Origin of the sequence: Xanthomonas floridensis, assembly GCF_001642575.1 — a bacterium.
Taxonomy (GTDB): Bacteria; Pseudomonadota; Gammaproteobacteria; order Xanthomonadales; family Xanthomonadaceae; genus Xanthomonas; species Xanthomonas floridensis.
Map to the genome: position 1 here is coordinate 65,579 of NZ_LXNG01000007.1, position 25,748 is coordinate 91,326.

At 63.7% G+C, this 25,748-nt stretch carries 20 protein-coding genes and 1 tRNA gene; 17 read left to right on the top strand and 4 right to left on the bottom strand.

Annotated elements, in window-relative coordinates; genetic code table 11:
- The first annotated feature begins 5 nt into the window (after nucleotides 1–5).
- From nuoL to pnp, 11 genes are all read left to right on the top strand, one after another.
- Complete coding sequence (gene nuoL / locus A7D17_RS04835; protein ID WP_064508060.1) at nucleotides 6–2,180, top strand: NADH-quinone oxidoreductase subunit L; 2,175 nt, start codon at nucleotides 6–8, stop codon at nucleotides 2,178–2,180.
- Nucleotides 2,181–2,200: 20 nt separating this feature from the next.
- Nucleotides 2,201–3,703, top strand: a complete 1,503-nt coding sequence (locus A7D17_RS04840) for an NADH-quinone oxidoreductase subunit M (protein ID WP_064508061.1) — start codon at nucleotides 2,201–2,203, stop codon at nucleotides 3,701–3,703.
- 36 nt (nucleotides 3,704–3,739) lie between these two features.
- Nucleotides 3,740–5,200 carry an NADH-quinone oxidoreductase subunit NuoN gene (nuoN, locus tag A7D17_RS04845; protein WP_064508107.1) on the top strand — a complete coding sequence of 487 codons (1,461 nt, stop codon included), beginning with the start codon at nucleotides 3,740–3,742 and terminating at the stop codon, nucleotides 5,198–5,200.
- A 341-nt stretch (nucleotides 5,201–5,541) separates the two neighbouring features.
- A tRNA-Met gene (locus tag A7D17_RS04850) sits at nucleotides 5,542–5,618 on the top strand.
- A 197-nt stretch (nucleotides 5,619–5,815) separates the two neighbouring features.
- Entirely contained in the window at nucleotides 5,816–6,406 is a 591-nt protein-coding gene (gene rimP / locus A7D17_RS04855; RefSeq protein ID WP_064508062.1) for a ribosome maturation factor RimP, read from the top strand.
- Between the two features lie 4 nt (nucleotides 6,407–6,410).
- Nucleotides 6,411–7,922 carry a transcription termination factor NusA gene (nusA, locus tag A7D17_RS04860; RefSeq protein ID WP_064508063.1) on the top strand — a complete coding sequence of 504 codons (1,512 nt, stop codon included), beginning with the start codon at nucleotides 6,411–6,413 and terminating at the stop codon, nucleotides 7,920–7,922.
- Nucleotides 7,923–8,017: 95 nt separating this feature from the next.
- Entirely contained in the window at nucleotides 8,018–10,726 is a 2,709-nt protein-coding gene (infB, locus tag A7D17_RS04865; protein ID WP_064508064.1) for a translation initiation factor IF-2, read from the top strand.
- A gap of 144 nt (nucleotides 10,727–10,870) precedes the next feature.
- Entirely contained in the window at nucleotides 10,871–11,263 is a 393-nt protein-coding gene (gene rbfA, locus A7D17_RS04870) for a 30S ribosome-binding factor RbfA (RefSeq protein ID WP_005991395.1), read from the top strand.
- An 80-nt stretch (nucleotides 11,264–11,343) separates the two neighbouring features.
- The gene (gene truB / locus A7D17_RS04875) at nucleotides 11,344–12,270 is read left to right on the top strand and encodes a tRNA pseudouridine(55) synthase TruB (protein WP_064508065.1); all 927 of its coding nucleotides are present in this window, start codon (nucleotides 11,344–11,346) and stop codon (nucleotides 12,268–12,270) included.
- Nucleotides 12,271–12,426: 156 nt separating this feature from the next.
- On the top strand, nucleotides 12,427–12,687 hold the full coding sequence (gene rpsO, locus A7D17_RS04880) for a 30S ribosomal protein S15 (protein ID WP_005991399.1): 261 nt from the start codon (nucleotides 12,427–12,429) through the stop codon (nucleotides 12,685–12,687).
- A 167-nt stretch (nucleotides 12,688–12,854) separates the two neighbouring features.
- Nucleotides 12,855–14,969, top strand: a complete 2,115-nt coding sequence (gene pnp, locus A7D17_RS04885; RefSeq protein WP_064508066.1) for a polyribonucleotide nucleotidyltransferase — start codon at nucleotides 12,855–12,857, stop codon at nucleotides 14,967–14,969.
- Nucleotides 14,970–15,382: 413 nt separating this feature from the next.
- Here the strand turns inward: pnp and A7D17_RS04890 are convergent, their stop codons facing one another.
- From A7D17_RS04890 to A7D17_RS04900, 3 genes are all read right to left on the bottom strand, one after another.
- Nucleotides 15,383–16,435 carry a DUF2272 domain-containing protein gene (locus A7D17_RS04890; RefSeq protein WP_064508067.1) on the bottom strand — a complete coding sequence of 351 codons (1,053 nt, stop codon included), beginning with the start codon at nucleotides 16,433–16,435 and terminating at the stop codon, nucleotides 15,383–15,385.
- Between the two features lie 63 nt (nucleotides 16,436–16,498).
- Nucleotides 16,499–17,368 (bottom strand): carboxylating nicotinate-nucleotide diphosphorylase, encoded by an 870-nt coding sequence (nadC, locus tag A7D17_RS04895; RefSeq protein ID WP_425479567.1) that lies wholly within the window; start codon nucleotides 17,366–17,368, stop codon nucleotides 16,499–16,501.
- Nucleotides 17,369–17,376: 8 nt separating this feature from the next.
- A complete protein-coding gene (locus A7D17_RS04900) occupies nucleotides 17,377–17,646 on the bottom strand; it encodes a Trm112 family protein (protein WP_029221568.1) in 270 nt (89 codons plus the stop codon).
- A 58-nt stretch (nucleotides 17,647–17,704) separates the two neighbouring features.
- On the opposite strand from A7D17_RS04900, the gene purE reads away from it, so the two are divergent.
- Nucleotides 17,705–18,208 (top strand): 5-(carboxyamino)imidazole ribonucleotide mutase, encoded by a 504-nt coding sequence (gene purE / locus A7D17_RS04905; RefSeq protein WP_064508069.1) that lies wholly within the window; start codon nucleotides 17,705–17,707, stop codon nucleotides 18,206–18,208.
- Nucleotides 18,205–19,350, top strand: a complete 1,146-nt coding sequence (locus A7D17_RS04910) for a 5-(carboxyamino)imidazole ribonucleotide synthase (RefSeq protein ID WP_064508070.1) — start codon at nucleotides 18,205–18,207, stop codon at nucleotides 19,348–19,350. Before purE ends, A7D17_RS04910 begins: the two co-directional genes overlap by 4 nt.
- Before the next feature lie 147 nt (nucleotides 19,351–19,497).
- Here the strand turns inward: A7D17_RS04910 and A7D17_RS04915 are convergent, their stop codons facing one another.
- Nucleotides 19,498–20,076, bottom strand: coding sequence for a superoxide dismutase (locus A7D17_RS04915; protein ID WP_064508071.1), 579 nt, complete (start codon nucleotides 20,074–20,076; stop codon nucleotides 19,498–19,500).
- 120 nt (nucleotides 20,077–20,196) lie between these two features.
- Here A7D17_RS04915 and grxD point away from each other — a divergent pair, with 120 nt between their 5' ends.
- The 4 genes from grxD to A7D17_RS04935 all read left to right on the top strand — a co-directional run bounded on the left by grxD (nucleotide 20,197) and on the right by A7D17_RS04935 (nucleotide 25,742).
- A complete protein-coding gene (grxD, locus tag A7D17_RS04920) occupies nucleotides 20,197–20,517 on the top strand; it encodes a Grx4 family monothiol glutaredoxin (protein WP_064508072.1) in 321 nt (106 codons plus the stop codon).
- Nucleotides 20,514–21,254: an SDR family NAD(P)-dependent oxidoreductase gene (locus A7D17_RS04925; protein ID WP_064508073.1), complete on the top strand. Its 741-nt coding sequence runs from the start codon at nucleotides 20,514–20,516 to the stop codon at nucleotides 21,252–21,254. The genes grxD and A7D17_RS04925 overlap by 4 nt, the downstream gene beginning before the upstream one ends.
- Nucleotides 21,251–21,850, top strand: coding sequence for a YhgN family NAAT transporter (locus A7D17_RS04930; protein ID WP_064508074.1), 600 nt, complete (start codon nucleotides 21,251–21,253; stop codon nucleotides 21,848–21,850). Before A7D17_RS04925 ends, A7D17_RS04930 begins: the two co-directional genes overlap by 4 nt.
- Before the next feature lie 646 nt (nucleotides 21,851–22,496).
- Nucleotides 22,497–25,742 (top strand): TonB-dependent receptor, encoded by a 3,246-nt coding sequence (locus A7D17_RS04935; protein WP_064508075.1) that lies wholly within the window; start codon nucleotides 22,497–22,499, stop codon nucleotides 25,740–25,742.
- The last annotated feature ends 6 nt before the right edge of the window (nucleotides 25,743–25,748 follow it).

Genomic DNA, 25,748 nt, shown 5'->3' on the forward strand with positions numbered 1-25,748 from the left:
CGTAGATGGAAATCACTCTCTCCAAGAGTCTGCTGATCGCAGTGGTGCTTGCACCGCTGGTCGGCAGCATCATCGCCGGCCTGTTCGGTCGTCAGGTGGGGCGCAAGGGCGCGCAGTACGTCACCATCCTCGGCGTGGCGGTCAGCTGTGTGTTGTCGTGCCTGACCCTGTATCAGTTGGTGGAGCAGGGCGCCAGCCCGTTCAACCAGAACCTGTACACCTTCTTCGACGTCGGTAATTACTCCGCGCACGTCGGTTTCATGGTCGATCGCCTGACCGCGATGATGATGGTGGTGGTGACCTTCGTGTCGCTGCTGGTGCACATCTACACCATCGGCTACATGGAAGAAGACCCGGGTTACCAGCGCTTCTTCAGCTACATCTCGTTGTTCACCTTCTCCATGCTGACGCTGGTGATGAGCAACAACTTCCTGCAGCTGTTCTTCGGCTGGGAAGCGGTGGGTCTGGTGTCGTACCTGCTGATCGGGTTTTGGTTCAAGCGCCCGACCGCTGTGTTCGCCAACATGAAGGCGTTCCTGGTCAATCGTGTCGGCGACTTCGGCTTCATTCTCGGCATCGCCGGCGTGCTGCTGTGGTTCGGTTCGCTGGATTACTCCACCGTGTTCGCCAACGCGACCACCATGGCTGGCGCCAAGGTGCAGTTGTTCGCAGGCCACGAATGGAGCGTGATGACGCTGATCTGCATCTGCCTGTTCATCGGTGCGATGGGCAAGTCGGCGCAGGTGCCGTTGCACGTGTGGCTGCCGGACTCGATGGAAGGACCGACGCCGATTTCGGCGCTGATCCATGCCGCGACGATGGTGACCGCCGGCATCTTCATGGTCGCGCGCATGTCGCCGCTGTTCGAGCTGTCGGAAACCGCGCTGAACTTCATCCTGTTCATCGGTGCGACCACGGCCTTCTTCACCGGCCTGATCGGCATCGTGCAGAACGACATCAAGCGCGTGGTTGCGTATTCCACGCTGTCGCAGCTGGGCTACATGACTGTGGCGCTGGGCGTGTCGGCCTATTCGGCCGCCGTGTTCCATTTGATGACGCATGCCTTCTTCAAGGCGCTGCTGTTCCTGGCAGCCGGCTCGGTCATCATCGGCATGCACCACGAGCAGGACATGCGCAAGATGGGCGGCCTGCGCAAGTACATGAAGGTGACTTACTGGACCAGCGTGATCGGTACCCTGGCCCTGGTTGGTACGCCGTTCTTCTCGGGTTTCTACTCGAAGGACACCATCATCGAGGCCGCTGCGCACCATGCGCATGAGTCGCACAGCTGGATCGCGACCTACGGCTATTGGGCAGTGCTGGGCGGCGTGCTGGTCACCAGCTTCTACAGCTTCCGTCTGTTGTTCCTGACCTTCCACGGCAAGGAACGCTTCCGCGATGCCCATGCGCACGATGCCCATGGACACCACGACAGTGCGCACACTGATGCCGAAGAGCAGGTTCACGCGCACGACAGTCATGCGCATGACGTACATGCACACGATACGCACGGCCACGACGAGCACGTTCATGGGCACCATGGTGCCCACGAACCGCACGAGTCCAAGTGGGTGGTCACCCTGCCGTTGATCCTGCTTGCAATTCCGTCGGTGGCGATCGGCTTCTTCACCATCGGCCCGATGCTGTTCGGTACTGACTGGCAGGGCCACCACGCCGCGCATGCGCTGCAGGGTCAGGCGGTCTCGTTCTTCACCGGCATCGTCGATTTCTACGACCCGGCGCGCGATACCGTCGGTGCCCTGGCCGAAGAGTTCCACGGCCCGGTCGCATTTGCGTTGCACGGCATGATGGCGGCACCGTTCTTCCTGACCGTCGCCGGTCTGCTGCTCGCCGCGCTGTTCTATCTGTGGAAGCCGGAGCTGGCAACCAAGTCGCGCAAGGCGTTCGCGCCGATCGTTTGGCTGCTGGAAAACAAGTACGGCTTCGACAAGCTCTGGATCAATGGCTTCGCCGGTGGCGGTGTTGTCCTTGGCAAGGCGTCACGTGCAGTCGATACCCATGTGGTCGACGGTGCGGTCGTCAATGGTTCTGCCCGACTGATCGACCTGGCTGCAAATCTGCTGCGTCGCACGCAATCCGGTTTCCTCTATCACTACGCCTTCGCAATGATCATCGGTTTGATCGCCTTGTTGGCGGTACTGATGCATTTCTGGCGTTGACCTGTACGGAATAAGAAAACGTGTCGAACTGGCCTTTACTGTCTATCTTGATCTGGCTGCCGATTATCGGTGGCGCCCTGATCCTTGCGTTGCGCAACGCCGAGACTGCCCGCTGGGCATCCCTGGCGGTGGCGGTGGCGACCTTTGTGCTGAGTCTGCCGCTGCTGGGCTACGACACGGCCAATGACGCGATGCAGTTCATCGAACTGCATGCCTGGATTCCGGCCTACAACATCGGCTACAACCTGGGCGTGGATGGCATCGCGGTCGCCCTGATCGTGCTGACCACGCTGGTGACGGTGCTGGCGTTGATCGGCGCCTGGCGCTCGATCGACAAGCGCGTCAATCAGTACGTGGCTGCGTTCCTGATTCTGGAAGGCGTCACTGTCGGTATCTTCGCCGCCACCGACGCGATGCTGTTCTACGTGTTCTTCGAAGCCATGCTGATCCCGATGTTCCTGATCATCGGCGTCTGGGGCGGCCCGCGGCGTATTTACGCGGCGATGAAGTTCTTCCTTTACACCTTCCTCGGCTCGGTGCTGATGCTGGTGGGTCTGGTCTACCTGTACCTGAAGGGCGGCAGCTTCCAGCTGGCCGACCTGTACGCGCTGCAGCTGACCGCCAAGGAACAGGCCTGGATCTTCTTCGCATTCCTGATCGCCTTCGCGGTCAAGGTGCCGATGTTCCCGGTGCACACCTGGCTGCCGGACGCGCACGTGGAAGCGCCGACTGCCGGTTCGGTGATCCTGGCCGCGATCGCGCTGAAGATCGGTGGCTACGGCTTCCTGCGCTTCAACCTGCCGATCGTGCCGGATGCCAGCCATGAGTTCGCCTGGCTGGTCATTACGCTCTCGCTGATCGCGGTGATCTACGTTGGCCTGGTGGCGTTGGTCCAGGACGACATGAAGAAGCTGGTGGCCTATTCGTCCATCGCGCACATGGGCTTTGTCACCTTGGGCACCTTCATCGCCTTCACCCTGGTGCGCGAGTACGGCAGTACCGACGCAGCACGCCTCGGCTTGCAGGGCGCGATGGTGCAGATGATTTCGCACGGTTTCGTGTCCGGCGCGATGTTCTCCTGCATCGGTGTGCTGTATGACCGCATGCACACCCGTCGCATCGCCGATTACGGCGGTGTGGTCAACGTGATGCCGTGGTTCGCCACCTTCGCCATGCTGTTCTTCATGGCCAATGCCGGCTTGCCGGGTACCAGCGGTTTCGTGGGCGAGTTCATGGTGATCCTGGCCAGCTTCCAGAAGCACCCGTTGGTTGCCTTTGCCGCCGCCACCACGCTGGTGATCACTGCTGCCTATACGCTGTGGCTGTACAAGCGCGTGTTCTTCGGCGAAGTGGCCAATGCGCATGTGGCCGAGCTGAAGGACATCAACGGTCGCGAGGCCTTCGTGCTGGGGGTGTTCGCCGCTGGCGTACTGGCCCTGGGCCTGTATCCGAAGCCGCTGACCGATCTGATGGAACCGTCGATCGCCAAGCTGGCGACCCAGATTGCTGCGACCAAGCTGTAACGGCTTGCCGTCCGTTTTGATTTTCAGGATTTGATGATGACCACGCCAACGCTCGCGCCGTTGACCACCGCTGACCTGGCTCCGCTCGTACCGGAGCTGGTGCTGATCGGCGGCGCCTTTGCCCTGCTGATGCTCGACCTGTTCGTGAGCCAGCGGAACAAGGTCTGGACCCACCTGTTCTCCGTCGCCGTCCTGGCCGTGGTGCTGGCGTTGCTGGCGACCGGAACAGGCGGGCAGGGCGAGATCTTCAGCGGCATGTTCGTGCGCGATACCGCCGCCGACGTGATGAAGACCGTCATCGTGCTCGTCAGCGGGTTGAGCCTGGTGTATGGCTGGACCTACCTGCGCGAGCGCAATCTCTATCAGGGCGAGATCCCGGTACTGGTGCTGTTTGCTACCGCCGGCATGATGTTGCTGGCCTCGGCCGGCAGCCTGCTGATGGTGTATCTGGGTCTGGAGTTGCTGGCGCTGTGTTCGTATGCGCTGGTTGCGTCCAATCGCGACAACGGGTTGGCGACCGAAGCGGCGATGAAGTATTTCGTGCTGGGTTCGCTGGCGTCGGGCCTGCTGCTGTACGGCATGTCGCTGGTCTACGGCGCTACCGGCACCTTGAGCCTGGCCGGCATCCACGATGCCATCGAAGGCTCGGGCGAGCGCACGCTGCTGCTGACCGGCACCATCTTCATGATTGCCGGCGTGGCCTTCAAGCTGGGCGCCGCGCCGTTCCATATGTGGCTGCCCGACGTCTACCAGGGTGCGCCTGCGCCGATCGCGCTGTTCATCAGCTCGGCTCCCAAGCTGGCTGCATTCGGTATGGCGTACCGCTTGCTTGAGGTGGGCATGGGGCCGTTGGCGCCGGAGTGGCATCTGCTGATCGGCGGTCTGTCGGCAGTGTCGCTGGTGATCGGCAACCTGATGGCCATTGCGCAGAGCAACCTCAAGCGCATGCTGGCCTACTCGACGGTTTCCCACATCGGCTTCCTGCTGATGGGTGTGGCCGGTGGCGGGGAAGAGGGCTATTCGGCCGCGATGTTCTATGCAGTGAGCTACACCATCATGTCGACCGCTTCGTTCGGCGCCATCATCGCGTTGTCGCGCAATGGCTTCGAGGCCGAGAACATCGACGATTTCAAGGGCCTCAACGCGCGTAACCCGTGGATGGCCGGCCTGGTGCTGTGCATCATGGCGTCGCTGGCAGGCATTCCGCCGTTCCTCGGATTCTGGACCAAGCTGGCCGTGCTCGGCGCCGCGGTGCGGGGCGACATGTTGTGGCTGGCCCTGGTCGGCGTGATCTGTGCAGTGATCGGTGCGTACTACTACCTGCGTGTCATCAAGGTCATGTACTTCGACGAGCCGGTCGGCGAGCCGCTGCCTGCCAATAACGACCGCGTGCTGGGCACCGTGCTGGGCGTCAATGCGCTGGCCTTGCTTGCACTGGGCGTTGCGTGGAATCCGATCATGGTGTGGTGCCAGCGCGCGTTTGCGGGCCTCGCTTAAGGGCAGCTGACAAAATTGCGCGACCGCCGGGCTGTCGCGGCCGGTGCTCGGAATCCTCTCGTACCACGCCTACACTCCGGTTACTCGGCGCCGTCAGCACCGACCTGACGATCGCTCGCTAGGGTTTTGGTACGCGCTGTACGCGGCGCGCCTGCGCGTACTGCGGGGACATGGCGCCCGGCCGATGCATGGCCCACTGAATTAATGTCGTGATTGGTGTTTCGTTTTTGTTGCATTGCGGTTATCATTCGCCGCGACGTTGAACAGCCACCACGGTGTCCAACAGATGAAAAACTAGGGCTTGCAATTGCCGCTCAAGTTCTTCATAATTCCGCTTCTGCTGCGGGGTGGAGCAGTCTGGCAGCTCGTCGGGCTCATAACCCGAAGGTCGCAGGTTCAAATCCTGCCCCCGCTACCAAGTTTCGAATTGTTGCTTTAACGCAGTGATTCAACTTCTTGGATCGTAAGGACGCATGTTCCCGTCTTTACGCCGACCCTGAGAGGTCGGGCTTTTTTCACGCAAGGGGCCCATCGGGCCCCTTGTTTTTTCCGGAACCGGAAAGTTTGCTGCCGGTTGCCGGGGTTCTACTGGCAATCATCTGATCAGGGCAGTCTGTGAGCGAAAAAGCGACCGAAATCGCGAATCTGCTGAGTCCAACGGTTGAGTCCCTGGGCTTGGAACTGCTGGGCGTGGAATATCTTCCCGCTCCAGGTGGCGCGACGTTGCGTCTCTACATCGATGTGCCGCTGGCCGAGCAGCCCGAGCGCGTGATCAACGTCGACGACTGCGAGCGCGTGAGCCGCGAAGTCTCGGCCCAGCTCGACGTCGAAGACCCCATCAGCGGCAACTACACCCTGGAAGTGTCCTCGCCGGGTGTCGATCGTCCCTTGTTCACTCTCGAGCAGTTCGCCCGCCATGCCGGCGAGTCGGCCAAGATCGTGTTGAAGCTGGCGCAGGATGGTCGGCGCCGCTTCCAGGGCCAGATCGTGCGAATCGAGCCCGCCGCGGACGCGGTGGTGTTCGCCATCGATGGCAAGGACGTGCAGATCGGCTTCGACAACATCGACAAGGCGCGCATCGTGCCGGATTGGGTTGCGCTGGGTCTGGCACCGCAAAAACCGAATAAGCCCGGCCCGAAAAAACCCGGGCACGACAAGAAGAAACCATCCAACGAGTCGGCGGCTGGCAAGCCGCGCGCGGAGTGACGAAATGAGCAAGGAACTTTTGCTGGTAGTGGATGCGGTGGCCAACGAAAAGGGCGTGCCGCGCGAAGTGATCTTCGATGCGATCGAGGCCGCCTTGGCCTCCGCAGCGAAGAAGCGCTATCCCGACCAGGACGTGCTGACCCGCGTGACCATCGATCACAAGGACGGTAACTACGAGACCTTCCGCCGCTGGGAAGTGGTGGCCGACGACGTGGTGATGGAGTCGCCGGACCGCCAGGTGCGCCTGATGGATGCCGTCGACGAAGCCGACGGCGTGGATGTGGGCGACTACATCGAAGAACAGATCGAAAACCCGGATTTCGGCCGTATCGCCGCCCAGGCTGCCAAGCAGGTGATCGTGCAGCGGGTGCGCGAGGCCGAGCGCCAGCAGGTGGTCGATGCGTGGAAGGATCGTGTTGGTGAGCTGATCACCGGTGTGGTCAAGCGCGCCGAGCGCGGCAACATCTTTGTCGATCTGGGCGGCAATGCAGAAGCCTTCATTCCGAAGGACAAGGGCATTCCGCGCGACGTGCTGCGCCCCGGCGACCGCGTGCGCGGCTACCTGGCCGAAGTGCGTTCGGAGCCGCGTGGCCCGCAGCTGTTCATCAGCCGCGCCGCGCCCGAATTCATGATCGAGCTGTTCAAGCTGGAAGTGCCGGAAGTGGGCCAGGGCCTGGTCGAGATCAAGGCCTGCGCACGCGATCCGGGCGACCGCGCCAAGATCGCCGTGATCGCGCACGACACCCGCACCGATCCGATCGGCGCCTGCATCGGCATGCGTGGTTCGCGCGTGCAGGCGGTATCCAACGAGCTCAATGGCGAGCGCGTGGACATCGTGTTGTGGAACGAAAATCCGGCCAACTTCGTGATCAATGCGATGGCGCCTGCCGAAGTGCAGTCGATCATCGTCGATGAAGAAAAGCATTCGATGGACCTGGCCGTGGCCGAAGACCGCCTGGCCCAGGCGATCGGCAAGGGCGGCCAGAACGTGCGTCTGGCCAGCCGCCTGACCGGCTGGCAGCTCAACGTGATGACCGCTGACCAGGTGGCTGCCAAGTCCGAGGCTGAACAGGCATCGGCGCGTCAGCTGTTCATGGACCGGCTGGAAGTGGACGAGGAAATTTCCGCGATCCTGGTGTCCGAAGGCTTCAACACGGTCGAAGAAATCGCCTACGTCCCGGTTGGCGAACTGCTGGCGGTGGAAGGCTTCGACGAAGACATCGTCGAAGAACTGCGTGCCCGTGCCCGCGATGCGTTGCTCAACGCCGCGCTGGCCGAGGAAGAAGGCCTGGAAGGAACTCAGCCCACCGAGGACCTGCTGGCGCTGGAGGGGATGGACGAGGAGACGGCCTTTGCTCTGGCCGAGCACGGCGTGCGCACCAGCGAGGACTTGTCCGACCTGGCAGCGGACGAGATCGTCGACTTCGGCATCGAGGGCATGACCCAGGAGCGCGCCGCGGCGCTGATCCTGGCGGCCCGCGCCGAGGAGATCGCCCGTTTGGAGCGCGGCGAATGAGCCGGCAATGAACCGCGCCCTGACCCCATCAGGGCTTAGAATCAGCGTTTCCCTTGCTCTGGGCGAGGGGGCGCCAACCAGATCATAGGATCCGAATGTCGCAGCAAACCACCATCCGCAAGCTTGCCGAACTGGTCAATACGCCGGTCGATAAACTGCTGGTTCAACTGGCCGAGGCCGGAATGAAGTTCAGCGGTCCCGACCAGGTCGTGACCAGCACCGAGAAGATGAAACTGCTTGGCTTCCTGCGTCGCACGCATGGCAAGGCCGACACGCCTGCCGAAGCGGCGAGCGAAGCAGCCAAGAAGATCACGCTCAACCGGCGCAAGCTGCAGGAAGTCACGGTCAACGCCGGCCGCACCAAGACCACGGTCAACGTGGAAGTGCGGCAGAAGCGTACCTACGTGAAGTCCGAGAACGAAGGCAGCGGCCGCGCCGCGCCGATGACGCCTGACGAAGAGCGCGCCGACATCCTGGCCAAGCTGGCCGCCTCGCGTCAGCGCAATCTCGATGAGCAGCAGGCGCTGGCCGAAAGCGATCGTGTGCGCGACGAAGCGATTCAGCGCAAGCGCGACGAAGAGCAGGCCGCCAAGGACCGTGCAGAAGCCGAGCGCAAGGCTGCCGAGGAAGCCGCTGCGGCTGCCAGTGCGCCGGCCCCGGTGGCTGCTGCGCCGACGCCATCGGCGCCTGCTGCGCGTGCACCGTCCTCGCCGTCTTCGGCCCCGCGTCCGGCCCGTCCGGCTGGCGCCTCGCCTGCCTCGCGTCCGGCAACGCCGGCCCGTCCGGACGACCGCAACAACGCCGCCAAGCACAAGACGCGCGGGTCGCACGTCATGGTGGCTGGCGTCGAAGACGACGATGCGACCAAGCGCTTTGCAGGTCAGTTGCATCTGTCTGCGGCCGATCGTGCGCGTCGTTCCAACGTGCGTGGCAAGCCGACTGGCCGTCCGGGTTCGTCGTCGTCGCGTCGCGGCAATGACGGTGGCCGTGGTGGCAACCAGGGCAATAGCGGCCCGCACGGGTTCGAGCGTCCGACCGCACCGGTGGTGCGTGAAGTGGCGATCGGCGAGACCATCACCGTGGCCGACCTGGCGCAGAAGCTCGCGCTCAAGGGCGGCGACGTGGTCAAGGCGCTGTTCAAGATGGGCGTCATGGCGACCATCACCCAGAGCATCGATCACGACACCGCTGCGCTGGTGACCGAAGAACTCGGCCACAAGGCCGTGCGTGCGGACAACGCCGACTTCGAAGATGCGCTGTTGGCGCATGCCGAAGACGCGCAGGGCGAGACCACCTCGCGTCCGCCGGTGGTCACCATCATGGGTCACGTCGATCACGGCAAGACCTCGCTGCTGGATTACATCCGCCGCACCAAGATCGCCTCGGGCGAAGCCGGTGGCATCACCCAGCACATCGGTGCGTACCACGTCGAAACAGGCCGTGGCGTCATCAGCTTCCTGGATACGCCCGGCCATGCCGCGTTTACCTCGATGCGTGCGCGCGGCGCCAAGATCACCGACATCGTGGTGCTGGTCGTTGCGGCCGACGACGGCGTGATGCCGCAGACCAAGGAAGCGGTGGCGCATGCCAAGGCGGCGGGCGTTCCGTTGATCGTGGCGGTCAACAAGATCGACAAGGCTGGCGCGGATCCGCTGCGGGTCAAAAACGAGTTGCTGGCCGAAAACGTGGTGGCCGAAGAGTTCGGTGGCGATACCCAGTTCATCGAAGTGTCGGCCAAGGTCGGTACCGGCGTGGACACGCTGCTGGACGCGATCTCGCTGCAGGCCGAAGTGCTGGAACTCAAGGCAGTGGCCGACGGCCGCGCCAGCGGTACCGTGATCGAATCGTCGCTGGACAAGGGCCGAGGCCCGGTCGCGACGGTGCTGGTGCAGCAGGGCGCGCTGAAGCGTGGCGACTACCTGGTGTGCGGCATTCAATACGGCCGCGTGCGTGCGCTGTTCGACGAAACCGGCCATCAGCCGGCCTCGGCGGGCCCGTCGATCCCGGTGCAGGTGCTCGGCCTGTCCGGCGTGCCGGAAGCCGGCGACGACTTCGTGGTCGTCGACGACGAACGTCTGGCCAAGGACGTGGCACAGCAGCGCGAAACCAAGCGCCGCGAGTCGCGTCTGGTCGCCTCGGCCACCAACCGCATGGAAGACATCCTGGCCCAGATGGGCAAGGGCGAAGGTCAGCAGGTGTTGAACCTGGTGATCAAGGCCGATGTGCAGGGTTCGGTGGAAGCGCTCAAGCAGTCGCTGGTGGCCTTGTCCAACGACGATATCCGCATCAACGTGATCCACTCCGGCGTGGGTGGCATCACCGAGTCCGATGCGAATTCGGCAGCCGCCTCCAAGGCCACAGTGATCGGCTTCAACGTGCGTGCGGATGCATCAGCACGCAAGATCGTCGAGTCCAACGGTATCGATCTGCGTTACTTCTCGATCATCTATGACGTGATCGACCAGGTGAAGCAGGTGGCGTCCGGTCTGCTCGGCGTGGAAATCCGCGAAGAGATCATCGGTATCGCGCAGGTGCGCGACGTGTTCCGCAGCTCGAAGTTCGGCGCGGTTGCAGGCTGCATGATCATCGAAGGCGTGGTCAAGCGCAGCAAGCCGATCCGCGTGCTCCGCGACAGTGTCGTGGTGTTCGAGGGCGAACTGGAATCTCTGCGCCGCTTCAAGGAAAACGTGGACGAAGTGCGCAACGGTACCGAATGCGGTATCGGCGTGAAGGCCTACAACGACGTCAAGGCCGGCGATCAGATCGAGTGCTTCGAGCGTATCGAGGTTGCCCGTACGCTGTAATGGAGATCGGGGCCTGCGGGCCCCGATTTACCGCGCTGGCGCATCGCGTCACGCAAGTTCTGCAAGGCGAGGGCGGCATGGCCGCCCGCGTTCGTTTTTGGCTTCGGTGCCATCTGGCCCTCCGAATCAACCAGGTCCACGACCATGCCAACCAAATCATTCCATCGCACCGACCGCGTTTCGGCGCAAGTGCGTCGCGACCTCGGCACGATCGTGCACGCGGCCGTGCGCGACCACGGCCTGCCGTCGGTCAGCGTTTCCGATGTCGAGATCAGCCGTGACCTGGCGCACGCCAAGGTGTTCGTTACCGCGCTGCAGCAGGAGCGCTCGGCCGAAGCGGTCAAGGGGCTCAAGGAAATCGCCGGGCAGCTGCGCACGCAACTGGCACGCGCGATGAAACTGCGTCACGTGCCCGAGCTGCACTTCCACTACGACGACTCGGTCGACCGTGGCGAACGCATCGATAACCTGCTGCGTGACCTGGACGATGTCGGTCCGCAGGCCACGTCCAGCGATGAAGACGCCGAGCAGCGCTAAGCGCTGCGTTGGCTGGGCGAGATTGCTGCGCCCCTGAATTCTTGCGGACGCGCACCGCGTCCGATTCGAGCACCCATCTTTTGAAACCCCGCATCGTCTATCGCCCGCTGCACGGCATCCTGTTGCTGGATAAGCCGGCCGGGCTCAGTTCCAATACTGCATTGCAGGCTGCACGCCGTCTGTTGCGTGCCGAAAAGGGCGGCCACACCGGCAGCCTGGACCCGCTGGCCACCGGCTTGCTGCCGTTATGCCTGGGCGAGGCGACCAAGATCGCCGGCTTGCTGCTGGGTTCGGCCAAGGCGTACGACGCCGAGGTGGTATTGGGCGTCACCACCGATACCGACGATGCCGATGGCGAGCCGCTGCGCGCGCGTGCCGTGCCGGCGCTGAGGGAGGATACATTGCGCGCGGCTCTGGCCCCGTTCATCGGGCGCATCCAGCAGCAGGCTCCGATCTATTCCGCGCTCAAGCAGGGCGGTGAGCCGCTGTATGCCAAGGCACGCCGGGGCGAGGTGATCGAGGCGCCGGTGCGCGACGTCGAGGTGCATGCGATCGAATTGATCGGCTACCAGGCGCCGCGCCTGCAGTTGCGCGTGACCTGTGGCTCCGGCACCTACATCCGCAGCCTGGCCCGCGATCTGGGCGAAGTGCTCGGCTGCGGCGCGCATATCGCCTCGCTGCGCCGGCTCTGGGTCGAGCCGTTCCGGTCGCCCCAGATGATGACTCTTGAGGCGTTGAGCGCGGCATTGGAATCGGGCACGCGGGCGGAGGATCTGCTGCTGCCGATCCAGGCCGGGCTGGCCAATTTTGCGCAGATCACCCTCGACCAGGCCCATGCGACCCGCTTCCGGATGGGACAACGCTTGCGCGACGCGGCGTTTCCGGTCGGCCAGGTCGCCATTTTTGGTCCGGATGGAAGCCCGTCAGGCCTTGGCCTTGTTGACGCTGATGGTCGGCTCTCACCGCAGCGCTTGTTCAATGGACTGAACGAAACTCCAGGTTGTTAAGGTTTAGTCAACTTGTCCCCGGCGTCCTGCGACGGTACAATTTCGCGGCCCCGATCGGGGCACCTCAGCGCCAAGCGCGCTCATCCCTAGCAAACGGCGAGTCCGACGGTGCGTCATGCACGTTCCTGTCGACCACGCATCTATCGAGTAAACATCATGTCTGTCGACACCCAGAAAGTTATTGAAGACAACAAGCGCAGCGCCCAGGACACCGGTTCGCCGGAAGTGCAGGTCGCTCTGCTGACCGCACGTATCGAGCTGCTGACCGGTCACTTCAAGACCCACAAGAAGGATCACCACAGCCGTCGTGGTCTGCTGCAGATGGTCAACCGTCGCCGCAGCCTGCTCGACTACCTGAAGAAGAAGGACAACGACCGCTACAAGTCGCTGATCGAGAAGCTCGGCCTGCGCCGCTGATCGAGTCCTACCACCGCGGCGCAGCGATGCGCCGCGGTTTTGTTTTGGTCCTTCGCAAACGCGTCATCGCATCATCAAGTTCATGGGCCGGAGCCTCCCGGCCGCCCGTTCTCGGCATGGGTCGACGACGGTCCAACGAAGACAGTTACACCTAAGGAAAAACCTCCGTGGCAAAAATCACCAAAACCTTCCAGTACGGCAAGCACACCGTCACTCTTGAGACGGGCGAAATCGCTCGCCAGGCAGGCGGCGCCGTCATCGTCAAGTTCGACGACACCGTACTGCTGGTCACCGCCGTCGCCGCCAAGAGCGCGCGCGAAGGGCAGGACTTCTTTCCCCTGACGGTCGATTATCAGGAGAAGTTCTACGCCGGCGGCCGCATCCCGGGCGGCTTCTTCAAGCGCGAAGGACGTGCGACCGAGAAGGAAACGTTGATCTCGCGCCTGATCGATCGTCCGATCCGTCCGCTGTTCCCGGAGGACTACAAGAACGAAGTGCAGATCATCGCCACCGTGATGTCGATGAACCCGGACATCGACGGCGACATCGCCGCGCTGATCGGCGCATCGGCCGCACTGTCGCTGGCCGGCACCCCGTTCAACGGCCCGATCGCTGCGGCGAAGGTCGGTTACAAGAACGGCGAATACATCCTCAACCCGACCGTGACCGAGCTGAAGGATTCGCAGCTGGAGCTGGTTGTGGCCGGTACCGCCAATGCGGTGCTGATGGTCGAATCCGAAGCCGAACTGCTGTCGGAAGAAGTGATGCTGGGCGCTGTGACGTTCGGCCATCGCGAGATGCAGAAGGTCATCAACATCATCAACGAGCTGACCGTCGAAGCCGGCACCAAGCCGTCCGATTGGGTGGCTCCGGCCAAGAACGACGGCATGATCGCCGCGCTGAAGGAAGCGGTGGGCGATCAGCTCGCGTCGGCCTTCCAGGTGCGCGACAAGCTGCGGCGCCGCGATGCGATTTCGGCGATCAAGAAGGACGTGCTGGGTGCGCTGGCGCCGCGCGCCACCGTCGAAGGCTGGGTTGCCGGCGATCTGTCGAAGGAATTCGGCGAGCTGGAATACCAGACCATGCGTGGTTCGGTGCTGAGCACCAAGGTGCGTATCGACGGCCGTGCACTGGATACCGTGCGTCCGATCAGCGCCAAGGCCGGCGTGCTGCCGCGTACCCATGGCTCGTCGCTGTTCACCCGCGGCGAGACCCAGGCGATCGTGATCACCACGCTGGGTACCGCACGCGACGGTCAGGTCATCGACGCGGTGTCGGGCGAGTACAAAGAGAACTTCCTGTTCCATTACAACTTCCCTCCGTATTCGGTGGGCGAGTGTGGTCGTTTCGGTGCGCCGAAGCGTCGCGAAATCGGCCACGGCCGTCTGGCCAAGCGCGGCGTGCTGGCCGTGATGCCGAGCCTGGAAGAATTCCCGTACACCATTCGCGTGGTCTCGGAAATCACCGAGTCCAACGGTTCTTCGTCGATGGCATCGGTCTGCGGCAGCTCGCTGGCACTGATGGACGCCGGTGTGCCGATCAAGGCGCCGGTCGCAGGTATCGCGATGGGTCTGGTGAAGGAAGGTAACGACTTCGTCGTCCTCTCCGACATCCTGGGTGACGAAGATCACCTCGGCGACATGGACTTCAAGGTGGCCGGTACTGCCGAAGGCGTGTCCGCGCTGCAGATGGACATCAAGATCGAAGGCATCACCGAAGAGATCATGAAGCAGGCGTTGCAGCAGGCCAAGGCCGGTCGTCTGCACATTCTCGGCGAGATGGCGCATGCACTGACCGCCCCGCGTCAGGAGCTGAGCGACTATGCGCCGCGCTTGCTGACCATCAAGATCCACCCGGACAAGATCCGCGAAGTGATCGGCAAGGGCGGCTCGACCATCCAGGCGATCACCAAGGAAACCGGTACGCAGATCGACATCCAGGACGACGGCACGATCATCATCGCTTCGGTCAACGCGATCGCTGCGCAAGCTGCCAAGTCGCGCATCGAGCAGATCACCTCGGACGTGGAGCCGGGCCGCATCTACGAAGGCAAGGTCGCCAAGATCATGGACTTCGGCGCGTTCGTCACCATCCTGCCGGGCAAGGACGGCCTGGTGCACGTCTCGCAGATTTCCAGCGAGCGCGTGGAGAAGGTCGGCGACAAGCTGAAGGAAGGCGATCTGGTCCGCGTCAAGGTGCTGGAAGTGGACAAGCAGGGCCGTATCCGGCTGTCGATCAAGGCAGTGGAAGAAGGCGAGGGCGTGCCGGCTTCGGCCGAGTAATCGCCACCGGTTGACGTGTCACGAAAAAGCGGGCTTCGGCCCGCTTTTTTGTGGTCGGTTCGGAATAGCCCATGCCTTGTTTCTTCTCCCCTCGGGAGAAGGTGCCCGAAGGGACGGATGCGGGTGCGGGCGCAGCTTCGTGCAATTGAAACGGCGCCAGGGCTACGCGTCCGCATCCTCTCACCCCACGCTCCGCGCGCCAGTGGCGCGCAAACGGTGCCTTCTCGCCCCGGCGGGAGAGGAGCGAGAGCGTGGCATCACGCTTCTGTTCCTTCTCCCACCGGGAGAAGGTGCCCCGAAGGGGCGGATGAGGGTGCGGGCGCAGCCTCGTGCAGTTGAAACGGCGCCAGGGCTTCGCCCCGTACCTCACCTCAACCCCCTCGCCCGCAGGGATAGAGGGGGCGACTTTTTCCTCACCCAGGCTGCTGCGTCGGCGCCGGCTGCGTTTCCGGGCGCGGCGGCACCACGCGTGGAAAACCTGGTGGCATCGTCTGCTCGGCAGGCGGTGCGGTGGGCGCAGGCAGTGGTTCGGTCGGCGGTGGCGCCAGCATCGCCGCATCGGGACGCAGCTTCAGCAGCGCAGCCCAGTCGCGACGATTGAAGTCGCACAGCTCTTCATGTGCCGGCGTGCATTCGCTGGCGACGCCAAGGCTGTCTTCGTTCTGGTCCTGCGCGTTGTCGGATTGCGGCGTCGGCAATACCACCCGGCCGGCGCGGTCCAGCGGCATCTTGCGCATCATCACCGTGTTGAACACATTGCCGCCGATCAGATACAGCGTGCGATCGCCGCCGACGTTGGCAGCCACCACCACATCGCAATGCGATTGCCATGGCATCGGTGCGCTACCGCCCAATGCGGCCTTCAATCCTGCGTAGCCAAGCGCTACGCTGCGCCCGCGCAGCAGGCAGAGCAGATCGCCGGGTGCGGGCTTTTCGACGGCAGGGTCGGCGAACTGGTACGGGCCGGTGGCACCGTCGTTGTATGCGCTGCGGATGTAGTCCAGATGGCGCGCGGAACGGTGGAATCCGCTCAGTCTGGCTTGTGTCATCACCCATGAAACGAAGGCGGCCGACCATGGATTGTCGATCAGGAACGCGCGGCAGTCGCTGGCGGTGTAGCGGGTGCCATCCAGTGCAGCGCAACTCGACGCGCCGGGACGTCCGCCCATCGAAGCAAGCGTGCCGCTATCGCGCCAATAGCCTGCCACGCGTTGCCAGGCAACGACACCGTGGTCGGCGAGATAGCCGGACTCGGCTTCGGTCACGCCCAGGCTGGCAAGGCGCCCTTTGGCATCGATGAACGGGTGTTGCCACAGACGATGCTCATTGCAGGCCGAGCGCACGATGGCGATCGCTGCGGGGCTGGTGCCGAAACGCGGTGGCACATCGCACACTTCTGCAGCCGCAGCGCCGCCTCCCCATCCTGCAAGCAACAGGCACATCCACGGCCAGGGTCTTACGGTCATCGAACATCCTGCACGAAAGCAATCGCAGCAGGCTGCCAGAGCGGCCTGCGCGCAGACGTGAAATCAGTGCGGTGGCGGGCCGAGTTTGAGCGACAGGTCCACCGCCTGCACATGCTTGGTCAACCCGCCGATGGAAATGCAGTCCACGCCGTCCTGTGCAATTGCGCGGATGCCGGCCAGGTCGACGCTGCCGGAGACTTCCAGCGGGATACGCTGATCCACCGGCAGCGCAGCAACGATGCGCACCGCCTCGCGACGCATGGCCGGGTCGAAGTCGTCGATGAGGATGCGCGTGCAGCCCACCTGCAAGGCCTCGCGCAGCTGCACAAGCGTTTCCACCTCCACCACTAGCGGCAGCTGCGGTTGCTGCGCGCGTGCTGCATGCACCGCCGCGCTCAGCGAGCCGGCGGCGCGGAGGTGGTTTTCCTTCAGCATCACCGTATCGAACAGACCGATGCGGTGGTTATCGCCGCCGCCGCAACGCACCGCGTATTTCTGCGCCATGCGCAGGCCCGGCAGCGTCTTGCGCGTGTCCAGGATGCGGGCGCCGGTGCCTGCCACTGCGGCCACATAGGCCGCGGTGGCGGTGGCGGTGGCGCAGAGCGTCTGCAGAAAGTTCAGCGACGTGCGTTCGGCACTGACCAAACTGCGGCTGCGGCCTTGCAGGATGGCCAGCACCGTGCCGGCACTGACGTGCTGACCTTCGTGTACGTGCCAGTCGATGCGGACCTGTGGGTCGAGCGCACGATGGGTGGCATCGAACCAGGGTCGGCCGGCGATCACCGCATCCTGCTTGCACAACAGATAGGCGCTGTCAGCTTGATCGGGCAGCAGCGCGGCAGTCACATCGCCAGTGCCGATGTCTTCGGCCAGCGCGCGCTCCACATCGGCATCGACCAACGCCGCTGGCGGCGCCGCAGGCAGGGTACGCACGGAAGAACTCACTTTTCGGGGAAGTCGGCGATCTGCGCGGTGGCGATGGCCTCTTCGGCCAGCAACACCGGGATGCCGTCGTCGACGCGGAAGATCTGCTTGCGGTCGCGGGTGATCAACGCCTCGCGCAGTGGCTGCGCCTGTACGCTGCCGTCGGCGCGCTGCAGGGTTCCGCCGGCAATGGCGGTGTTGAGTGCTTCCAGACCCTTGCCATCCAGCAGCGAAAGCGGCTGACGGGTGTCGGGCGAGCACAGCAGGTCGAGCAGTTTGCGATCCATCGAAGTCTTGTCTTGCGTGGAGATTAGCTAGAATACGTCTTTACCGCAGGGCAGGGCCATGACCTCCAACCACTCCGCGCCGCTGGTCGGCATCGTGATGGGCTCCCGTTCGGATTGGGACACCATGCAACACGCGGCTCAGAAGCTTGATGCACTGGGCGTGCCGTACGAAGTCAAGGTGGTCTCGGCGCACCGCACCCCGGATGTGTTGTTCACCTATGCCGAGCAAGCGGGCGAGCGCGGCCTGCGCGCGATCATTGCCGGCGCCGGCGGCGCCGCGCACCTGCCGGGCATGCTGGCCGCAAAGACTGCGGTACCGGTGCTGGGCGTGCCGGTGCAGTCCAAGGCGCTCAACGGCATGGATTCGCTGCTGTCGATCGTGCAGATGCCGGCCGGCATTCCCGTGGCAACGTTTGCGATCGGCAACGCTGGCGCTGCGAACGCGGCCTTGTTTGCGGCGGCCATGCTGGCGCCCGAGCAGGCGCAGATCGGTCGGGCGCTGGCGCAGTTCCGCGCCAAACAGACCGACGACGTCATGGCCAGCGACGACCCGCGCCAATGAGCACGGTCGGCATTCTGGGTGGCGGCCAGCTGGCGCGCATGCTGGTCCTGGCGGGTGCTCCACTAGGCTTGCGCTTTGCAGTGTTCGACCAGGCCGACGACGCCTGCGCGGGGCAACTGGCGCCGCTGCAGGTGGGGGCCTTCGACGATGCCGCCGCGCTTGCCGCATTCGCCGCACCGCTGGACGTGATCACCTTCGATTTCGAGAACGTGCCGTCGGCCAGCGCGCAGCACCTGGCCGCGCAGCGGCCGGTGTTCCCACGTCCACAGGCGCTGGCGGTGGCGCAGGACCGGCTCAGTGAAAAGACCCTGTTTCGCGAGCTCGGCATTCCGGTGCCCGAATTTGCCGCAATCGATGACCGCGGCGGCCTGGATGCCGCGCTGGCGCGCATCGGCGCGCCCTGCGTGCTCAAGACCCGCCGCTTCGGCTACGACGGCAAGGGCCAGTTCCGCATCAGGACGCTTGCCGATGCCGATGCCGCCTGGGACGCGCTGGGTGCGCAGGCCGAGCGGGTCGGGTTGATCCTGGAGGCCTTCGTGCCGTTTCAGCGCGAAGTCAGCGTGGTGGCGGTGCGTGGTCGCGATGGCGAATTCCGCGCCTGGCCGCTGACCGAGAACTGGCATGTGGATGGCGTGCTGTCGGCGAGTCTGGCGCCGGCCAGCGTGGATGCCGCCACGCGGGCGCTGGCCGAAACGCATGCGCGCGCAATCGCGCAAGCGCTGGACTACGTGGGCGTATTCGCGCTGGAGCTGTTCGTGCGCGATGGCGAACTGCTTGCCAACGAGATCGCCCCGCGCGTGCACAACTCCGGCCACTGGACCATCGAGGGCGCCGAGACCTCCCAGTTCGAAAATCATGTGCGTGCGGTCCTTGGCCTGCCATTGGGCAGCACCGCGATGCGGGGGCATGCCTGCATGTTGAACTGGCTGGGCAGCATGCCCGATGCGGGCGCATTCCTGGCTGTGCCGGGTGGGCACTGGCACGATTACGGCAAGCAGGCACGCGAAGGGCGCAAGGTAGGGCATGCCACCATGCGTGCCGATACGCCGCAGGCGCTGGTGACTGCGCTGGTGCAGGCAGGCAAGGCATTGCAGCGCGAGGCGCAGGTCGCGCCGGTTGTCGGGCGTCTGCAGGAGGGCTGAGTCAACGCGTGACTGGCTGCTTGCGCTGCAATGCCCTCGTCCAGCGGCGCCGGCAGGCCCCGCAAGGACGTGCGTGCGCTGTTGCAGCGTGTCGGCTGCGCCACAAGCGGCCGTTGATTCGGCAACCGCTTCGATGGCCAGCTCAGGTCAACCCAATCGGCTGGCTACGAAATCCCAGTTGATCAGTTTCCAGAACGCGTCCAGATAGTGCGCGCGGTCCTGCTGGTAATCCAGGTAATACGCGTGCTCCCAGATGTCGCAGGCCAACAGCGGCGTGTCCGGTCCGGTGAGCGGGGTGGAGGCGTTGGGCGTGGCAACGATGGCCAGGGTGCCGTCCGGGCGTTGCACCAGCCAGACCCAGCCCGAGCCGAAGGTGCGCAAGGCCACCCGATTGAATTCCTGCTTGAAATGCGCGAAATCGCCGAACGACTTGCCGATGCTGTCGGCCAGCCTGCCCAGCGGTTCGCCGCCGCCGCGAGGGCGTAGGCATTGCCAATAGAAATTGTGGTTCCACACTTGCGCTGCAAGATGGAACACGCTGCCCTGCGCCTGCCCGATGATCTCGTCCAGGGTCAGCTCTGCGAACTCACTGCCTTCGATGCAGGCGTTGAGTTGCTCGACTTCGCTGCGGTGGCACACATCATGGTGGGCTTGCAGTGTCGCGGCCGATAGATGCGGCTCCAGGGCCGCGCGGGAGTAGGGCAGGGCAAGGTGTTCGATCGGCATGGTGTGCAGGGCAGCGAAGGGAGTCCGGCGGCAGGTCGCGTGAAGGCTTACAATGCGCGCCTTTGCGGAAGTCTATCCGACCCGGCGGTCGGGCCTGCCGCTCCCAGTCAGGAGAGTTCAATGCCGGTGATGGAACGGATCCAGGCCGAAGTCGAGCAGCACCCGATCGTGCTGTTCATGAAAGGCACCCCGCACTACCCGATGTGCGGTTTTTCCAGTCGCGCAGTGCAGGCCCTGGTGGCCGCCGGCGCCGACCAGCTGCGCACCGTCAACGTGCTGGAAGAACCGGAAATACGCGCCAACCTGCCGCGGTATTCGAACTGGCCCACATTCCCGCAGCTGTTCATCCATGGCGAGCTGATCGGTGGCTGCGACATCACGCTGGAGCTGTTCGAGGCCGGCGAACTCAGGCGCATCGTCAGCGAGGCCTACCAGCCGTGAGTGCAGCGCAGTCCGCCCCTTCGGCCGGCCTGACCGGGCGTGTGGTGCTGATCACGGGCGCGGCCGGTGGCTTGGGCAGCGCCGCGGCGCGGGCGTGCGCGCAGGCCGGTGCCACCGTGGTGCTGTTGGGGCGCAAGTTGCGTCCGCTCGAACGTGTGTACGACACCGTTGCGGCGCTGGGCGCCGAACCATTGCTGTATCCGCTGGACCTGGCCGGCGCCACTCCGGACGACTATGCCGCGCTCGCGCAGCGCCTGCAGTCCGAGCTGGGCGGCGTGTCCGGCGTGCTGCACTGCGCGGCCGACTTCGCCGGGCTGACGCCGGCCGAGCTGGCAGCGCCCGATGCCTTTGCACGCACCATCCATGTCAACCTCATCGCGCGTGCCTGGCTGACGCAGGCTTGCCTGCCGCTGCTGCGCCAGCAGGACGACGCGGCGGTGGTCTTCGTCGTCGACGACCCGGCGCGCGTCGGCCAGGCCTACTGGGGTGCCTATGGCGCTGCCCAGCATGCGCAGCGTGGTCTGCTGGCCAGCCTGCATCACGAAACCGCCGCTGGCCCGGTGCGTCTCCACGCCCTGCAGCCCGGCCCGATGCGCACCGCGCTGCGCGCGCGTGCCTTCACCCATCAGGAAGACGCCGACGCAGCGGACCCCGCGCGCTATGCCGCTGCCTGCGTCACCCTGTTGTCCATGGCAGGTGCTCCGCACCGCGGTGCGATCTGGAGCCCTTCGGTATGACCATTCTGTCGGCAGCCCTGCTGCTGTTCTTGATTCTCGACCCGCTGGGCAATATCCCGGTGTTCCTCAGCGTGCTCAAGCCGCTGCCGCCCAAGCGGCAACGCTTCGTGCTGGCGCGCGAACTGCTGATCGCCCTGTGCGTGCTGATGGCCTTCCTGTGGGGCGGCAAGTACGCGTTGGAGCTGATGCACCTGCGCCAGGAGTCGGTGGCGATCGCCGGCGGCATCGTGCTGTTCCTGATCGGCATCCGCATGATCTTCCCGCGCCCGGAAGGCCTGATGGGCGAGATCCCAGACGGCGAGCCCTTCATCGTGCCGCTGGCCATCCCGCTGGTGGCCGGCCCCTCGGGCATGGCAGCGGTGATGCTGATGGGCAGCAACGAGCCCACCCGGCTCTGGGACTGGAGCCTGGCGCTGATGATCGCCTGGATCGGCGCCTCGTCGATCCTGGCCTCCGCACCGCTGCTGTACAAGCTGCTGGGTCACCGCGCACTGACCGCCATCGAACGCCTGATGGGCATGTTGCTGGTGGCGATCTCGGTGCAGATGTTCCTGGATGGCCTGGGGACGTATTTCAAGTTGCCGGTGTCGATTTAGGGTGCTGATGGAGTAGGGGCGTCGCACGTCTGGATGCGGGCGCTCCGGGGATGCGGATGTGCTGCGGGAGCAGCGGCGCATCTGGATGCAGTCGATCGCCTTGCCTTGTTCGCCGCGAGCGTCCAGATGGCGAGCCTATCTGGAAAGAGCAATAGCGGCCTGCCTGACCCAACCAGCCGTGGCAGGGCGGGGCAATAAGGGGTGCACGCATCGACAAGGCGTCCCCCAGACCATTGTCGAGCACTGCGAGCTCCATGCACGCAGAAGGTTGCCAAGCCAGGTCTAGGCGACTTGTCACACTTGGCACCACTTCCCGGCTACTAGGTCTGCGCGCACCGGGACACACGAAAGACCCTCTCCCACGTCTGCCCGGTAAATCGGTGGAAGTCGAGACCTGCATCGCGTTCTCGTTGCGACCTTGCGCAATCTGGCGTCTGCGAAGCCGCATGTGCAGTTCATGTTGCACTGCGCGAACTTTGTCACGCCGCCGTCACAATCAAGCTTTAGCGTGTTAATCTGTTGTTAACCGTTGCGGCAGCAACCAGCCGCGCGGCGAGGGACCCCAGATCATCGGCAGCCCAACCCCGGGAACGGTTGGGCTGACTGCGCTTTTTGTCACTGCCCAACCTGTATCGAGGCCACCGAAATGACCCACCCCCGTTGTCTCCGCATGTCCAAGCTCACGCTTGGCCTTGTCGCCGCGCTCGCCGCCGCTCCCGTATTTGCGCAGAGCACCTCCGCCGGCGTCGCTGGCCTGGTCACCAGCAGCGGCGGTCAGCCGGTGCCGAATGCCGAAGTCACGATCACCCACGTCGAATCGGGCACCGTCAGCCGTGCCACCACCGATGCCAGCGGACGCTACAACGCGCGCGGCCTGCGTGTGGGTGGGCCGTATACCATCACCATCACCAAGTCCGGCGAAGGCACCAAGACCGAAGAGGGCGTGTACCTGAACCTCAATCAGGTCAACAGCGTCGATGCTTCGCTGGGCGGCGATGTGACCACGCTGGGCGCGGTGCAGGCCATTGGTGGCGATTACGGCTCGGCACTGTTCAGCGCCAACAAGATGGGCACCGGCACCAACGTGACCCGCGAGCAGATCGAATCGCTACCCTCGATCAACCGTAACCTGCAGGACTACGTACGTCTGGATCCGCGCGTGGCGCAGACCGACAAGGCGCGCAACGAGATCTCGGTCGGTGGCCAGAACCCGCGCTTCAACCTGATCCGCGTGGACGGCATCAGCACCAACGATGCGTTCGGTCTGGAATCCAATGGGTTGCCGACGCCGCGTCAGCCATTCTCGATGGATGTCATCGACGAAATTTCCGTGGACGTCGCTAACTACGACGTCACCATCACCGGTGCGACCGGTGGCGTGATCAACGCGGTCACCAAGTCCGGTACCAACGAATTCCACGGGTCGGTCTACGGCACCTACCGCGAGAACGATTGGTCGGGCAAGAACCAGAACGACATCCGCCCGCAGCTGTTCGACAACGAGACCACCTACGGCCTGACCCTGGGCGGCCCGATCGTCAAGGACAAGCTGTTCTTCTTCGCCAACTACGAAAAGTACAAGGGCAAGGGCGTGTTCACCGGTGCGTCCGGCTACGGTCCGATTGGTTCTGGCGAGAGCAATATCGTCCAGATCCCGCAGTCGGACATTGATCGGATCATCGACATCTCACGTAATGTCTACGGTTTCGATCCGGGAACGCTTGCGCTGCCTGCGCTGGACTCCGATTCCGAGGAGAAGGGCATCAAGCTTGACTGGAACATCTCCGACAAGCACCGTGCCTCGTTGCGTTACGGCGAGAGCGAGCAGAGCACTGCCAACCTCAACGGCTTCGGCAATCAGGCGCTGTCGCTGAATTCGTACCACTACGTCCGCGACTTCAGCCTCAAGACCTATACGGCCCAGCTCTTCAGCGATTGGACTGATACCTTCTCGACTGAAGCCAAGGTGTCCTACCGCGATTATTCGGCCGTGCGCACTGCCGCATCCCAGTTGCCGGCGATTGCAGTACGCATCGGTAACAACACCGTCAATCTAGGGACCGAGCAGAGCACCCAGGCCAACGAACTGCGTACTGAAACGTGGAACGCCTTCTTCGCCGGCACGCTGTTCTTGAATGACCACACCGTCAAGTTTGGCTTCGATTACGAAGACAACGACCTGTTCAATCTGTTCGGTCAACGTGTCTTCGGTTCTTACACCTTCAACTCGATTGCCGATTATGCGGCCAACCGCCCGCTGAACTACCGTTACTCGCGCTCCAATAGCGGCAACATTGACGACATCGCCGCAGATTGGGGCATGCGCAACGTTGGCGTGTTTTTGCAGGATACCTGGGCCGTCAACAACAACCTGACGCTGACGTTCGGTGTGCGTTATGACGAGCCGATGGTCAAGAACAGCCCGGCCTACAACGCAACCGCCTCGACGCTGTTCGGCTTCCGTAACGACCAGACCATCGACGGAAACGGCCTATTCGAGCCGCGCTTCGGTTTCAATTACACCTTCGACAGCGATCGCCCCACTCAATTGCGTGGCGGCGTGGGCTTGTTCCAGGGCGCTGCGGCAACGGTGTGGCTGTCCAATCCGTACTCCAATACCGGCCTTGCGTACACCGATTACAACTTCTCCAGCCAGACGCTGGTGAACTCCAATGGAATCCGCTTTACGCCTGACATCAACAACCAGCCGACCGGTAATGGCTCGGTGAATGGCGCCACGCAGTCTGTCGATTTCGTCGACAGCAAGCTGGGTCAGCCATCGGTGTGGAAGGCCAACTTGGCATTCGATACCGAACTGCCGTGGTACGGCATTGTGGCGTCTGCCGAAGCGGTGGTCACTCAAGTCAATGAGGCGATTTATTACCAGCAGCTCAATCTGGGCACCACCAGCCGCGTGGGCCAGGACGGCCGTAATCTGTACTGGAATACTGCAGGCTTGAATCCGGCTTGCTGGCTGGATGACGGCCGTAACCCGACCGGTGCCAGCGCTCCGGCGGCTTGTGTGCGTGGCACCGCTTCGGTGGTCGATGCGCGCGGCTCGCGCGATGGGCGCTTCAACGATGCGATCATCGCGCGTTCGACCGACAAGGGAGGCAGCGAGAGCTTCACCGTCGGCCTGAACAAGCCCTTCAATGGCGGTGACTGGTCGTGGGGTCTGTACTACACCTATACCGATGCAGATGAAGTCAGTGGCCTGACCAGTTCAACTTCGGGCTCGCAGCTGGGCAACACCGCAGTCTTCCAGGCCAATGAAAACGTCGCCTCGACCGCTGCGTATGAAGTCAAAAACAGCATCCTCGGTACGTTGAACTGGAAGCATGCGTTCTTCGGCGATTACGAGACCAAGTTGGGCCTGATCTACCAGGGCCGCAATGGTCGTCCGTATAGCTATACCTTCGACAACGACGCCAATGGCGATGGCCGCTTGAACGACCTGTTGTATATCCCGGCCGGCCGTGGCGATGTGCTGTTCGGTACCGCTCGGGAAGAGCAGGCGTTCTGGAACTACATCGAAGGCAACGAGTATCTGGCTGCCCGTCGTGGTCAGGTCGCCGAACGCAATGGCGCACGTAACTCCTGGATCAACCAGTTCGATCTGCACATCGAGCAGGAAATTCCGGGCTTCTTCAAGGACAACAAGGCCTCCCTCTGGCTTGACGTCATGAACGTGGGCAACCTGCTCAACAAGAAATGGGGTCGTGTCGAAGAGTACGGCTTCCCGGGCATGCGTGGCGTAGTGGAATACGGCGGTGTCGATGCAGCTACTGGCAAGTACGTGTACCGCTTCAATACGCCGGACCAATCCACGGTCTATGACGATCGCGGCATCTCCCGCTGGGCGCTGCAGCTGGGCTTCCGCTACCAGTTCTAAAACGGG

Excerpts from the sequence above, each read along its gene's own strand:
- nuoL (WP_064508060.1), top strand. The coding sequence starts at position 6 with ATGGAAATCACTCTCTCCAAGAGTCTGCTGATCGCAGTGGTGCTTGCA.
- nuoN (WP_064508107.1), top strand. The coding sequence starts at position 3,740 with ATGACCACGCCAACGCTCGCGCCGTTGACCACCGCTGACCTGGCTCCG.
- nusA (WP_064508063.1), top strand. The coding sequence starts at position 6,411 with ATGAGCAAGGAACTTTTGCTGGTAGTGGATGCGGTGGCCAACGAAAAG.
- infB (WP_064508064.1), top strand. The coding sequence starts at position 8,018 with ATGTCGCAGCAAACCACCATCCGCAAGCTTGCCGAACTGGTCAATACG.
- rbfA (WP_005991395.1), top strand. The coding sequence starts at position 10,871 with ATGCCAACCAAATCATTCCATCGCACCGACCGCGTTTCGGCGCAAGTG.
- rpsO (WP_005991399.1), top strand. The coding sequence starts at position 12,427 with ATGTCTGTCGACACCCAGAAAGTTATTGAAGACAACAAGCGCAGCGCC.
- A7D17_RS04890 (WP_064508067.1), bottom strand. The coding sequence starts at position 16,435 with ATGACCGTAAGACCCTGGCCGTGGATGTGCCTGTTGCTTGCAGGATGG.
- A7D17_RS04900 (WP_029221568.1), bottom strand. The coding sequence starts at position 17,646 with ATGGATCGCAAACTGCTCGACCTGCTGTGCTCGCCCGACACCCGTCAG.
- purE (WP_064508069.1), top strand. The coding sequence starts at position 17,705 with ATGACCTCCAACCACTCCGCGCCGCTGGTCGGCATCGTGATGGGCTCC.
- A7D17_RS04910 (WP_064508070.1), top strand. The coding sequence starts at position 18,205 with ATGAGCACGGTCGGCATTCTGGGTGGCGGCCAGCTGGCGCGCATGCTG.
- A7D17_RS04915 (WP_064508071.1), bottom strand. The coding sequence starts at position 20,076 with ATGCCGATCGAACACCTTGCCCTGCCCTACTCCCGCGCGGCCCTGGAG.
- grxD (WP_064508072.1), top strand. The coding sequence starts at position 20,197 with ATGCCGGTGATGGAACGGATCCAGGCCGAAGTCGAGCAGCACCCGATC.
- A7D17_RS04930 (WP_064508074.1), top strand. The coding sequence starts at position 21,251 with ATGACCATTCTGTCGGCAGCCCTGCTGCTGTTCTTGATTCTCGACCCG.
- A7D17_RS04935 (WP_064508075.1), top strand. The coding sequence starts at position 22,497 with ATGACCCACCCCCGTTGTCTCCGCATGTCCAAGCTCACGCTTGGCCTT.